General features: G+C 33.0%; 2 protein-coding genes. Both read right to left on the bottom strand.

Annotated elements, in window-relative coordinates:
- Nucleotides 1-1,337, bottom strand: a 1,337-nt coding sequence (locus ACTTKP_RS12125) for an Ig-like domain-containing protein (RefSeq protein ID WP_442554141.1), incomplete at its 3' end; no start/stop codon positions are given.
- Between the two features lie 91 nt (nucleotides 1,338-1,428).
- Entirely contained in the window at nucleotides 1,429-2,424 is a 996-nt protein-coding gene (locus ACTTKP_RS12120; RefSeq protein WP_442554140.1) for a hypothetical protein, read from the bottom strand.
- Nucleotides 2,425-2,615 lie beyond the last annotated feature (191 nt).

The raw sequence follows: 2,615 nt of genomic DNA, 5'->3' as shown, positions 1-2,615 counted from the left end.
CCATTTACCTTTGGGTTAATAGTAGCCTTATTTCCTATAAGTGTAAAAGCTATAGGATTTTCTTTATCAATTCCTCCCGAAAAATCAAGATTTATATCCTTATCAAAGAGTTTATCAATAGTAGGATAGTTAAATATTACTTCCTCATATGCGTAGTCAGGATAAGCCGAATCTCTCGGAGCCTGATGCCTGTTATATATGCCTGTAAATCCTGCTATAAAATGCTCTACCTGTGGAAGTACATAGACATTACCCTGCTGCAATTCTCCTGCTTTTATCTTTCTTAGGAGTTCTGAATCTTCTTTTACAAGTACAACTATGGTACCATCCGAAACTCTGTCGGATGTGTTATTGTCATCTCTAAAGCTTTTCACTACACTGTCCGAAACTTCTTTAGCTTCTTTTATGTCTGCTATCTTTACATTTGTGCTGTACTCAATGGTCTTATTTGTCCTGTTAATGGATATGACTTTAGTTACCTTTTCTTTCTTCTTACCCTCTGCTGTAATCTTAACTCTTGTTCTTCCTATCGAAAGTGGAACATTTACAGACCAGTTTCTTTTACCTGACGGTTTTATGTTAGCCGGCTTATTGGTATGGTCTGTATAGGTAATGCTCAGTTTTTTAAGTTTATTTTTACCTGTAATCTTGCCTTTTATTACTATATTTTCATCTGTGGTCTTGATTAATGCTTTCTTTTTATCATCAAGTTTATTTGATACCTTTATAGCTAGGGTAGGCTTATTATTTACTGTCACTCTCTGCTTTAAGGTGTAGGTCTTACCGGCAACCTTAATTACCACACTTATATCAGCCTTTCCCTTTTTTATGGCTTTTATGCTTCCTTTGGCAGAAATGCTTGCAACTTTCTTGTTTGAAGATTTCCATGTTACTTTAGCTTGCTTTGAAATGTTTTTTATTTTAAGAGTTTTACTTTTTCCCTTTATCAAATTAAGTTTCTTCTGCTTAAATGAAGGCTTTTTAACTATAACTGCATATCCGTATTTTATCTCTCCTGTCTTTGTCCTTACAGTAATACTTATATTTGCCTTGCCTGCTTTAAGAGCTGTGATTTTTCCTTTTTTAGAAACTTTTACTGTTTTAGGCTTGTCTGACTTATATGTTACCTTCGTTGTCTTTTTCAGATTATTTATCTTAATCTGCTTTGCAGCACCAATAGCCATAGCCGCTGATGACTTGGCAGGTGATGGTATTACCTCAGCCTGAGCCTTAGGATTTGAAGTATCCGCCTTTACCCTTTCAGGTACGGTATTAAGCCCTGAAAGCATAATGGTTACTGCTAAAGCAAATCCTAGAATACGCTTTTTTATATTCATGATTCTTCTCCTTGTTTGATTTTTGAAAAATGATAGAAGTGATATATTTCCCCTTAGCTGTTTGGAACTAAGGGGAGTTACATAAATATAATCAACCTACAGCTTCACCCTCATGTAATAATTTTTTATTCTTACCATTTAAGTCCATAATATAGAATTTTATAAATCCTCTTCCTTTAGCCTCATCATAATAATTGGCTTTTATTAAAATTTTACCTCCACACACACAAGCATCTTCAACATTTTCATTACCTTTAAAAACCGTCTTATATTTCCATTTACCATTTTCATATTTACCTGCTTTAACTTCTTTAGTGTTATAAGTAACCTTTGTTTTTGAAGCAGGATCATATAAATATGACAATATTACATTATTCTCTGGCTTTCCTGTGTTTAGATTAAAGCATTCAACTTTTCCTGTATCATAAGCTCTGTTATAGTAATATATATTTTTACCGGAAACCCCAAGTGTTCCAAATACATCTTTTTTTACAAATTTTTTATTTTTTCCTTTTAAATCCATTTTGTAAATTCCTGAGCCCTCAAATTCCATACCCTTTTTCGATTTATAGGAACTACAATATATAGTATCACCGATTGTCACCATTTCAAAACCTTTTACAAACTTTTCTTTTTTGCCATTTTTAGAAACTTTATAAATATAAATATCTCCCTCTGGCATAGCACCTATATAAGGAGTGCAAAACAAATAACCCTTATATAATTTTATACTGTCAAAACCATTTCCTATAACAGTCTTTTTTCCAGTTTTAATATTTCTTTTTAACATAGGGAATGCCTCATTTTTTGTAACAAGATTAGGTATAGTATAGTAAATATACTCACCATCACTGTCAGCAATGCTACTCGTTACTATTATCCTCGAACCATCTACCGCCTTTTCCGGCATTTTAACCTTTTTACCTGATGATTTTGCGGCTATTACAGTTCCTCTAGATATACTTTCTACTTTCTGCGTGTTCTCATTTTCTACCTCTGCCCTTACCTTTTCAGGTGCAGCATAAAGCCCTGAAAGCATCAAGCTCATAGCAAGTCCCATACCTAAAATTCTCTTTTTTAACCTCATAGTTCGTTCTCCTTTTCTTAAGTTTTATAAATTTTTATAATAAAACACAAAAAGGACTGCCTAAAAGCAATATGCTTTTAAACAATCCTCTAATGTATTATTATTTAGTTTAATTTTAAAATTAGATAAATTCATACTCTGTCTGTCTGTCTGTCTGTCTGTCTGTCTGTCTGTCTGTCTGTCTGTCTGTC

It is taken from the genome of Catonella sp. (assembly GCF_052169795.1).
GTDB lineage: Bacteria > Bacillota > Clostridia > Lachnospirales > Lachnospiraceae > Catonella.
The sequence above is the reverse complement of the archived record's forward strand: the minus strand, read 5'-3'. Positions and strand labels throughout refer to the sequence as shown.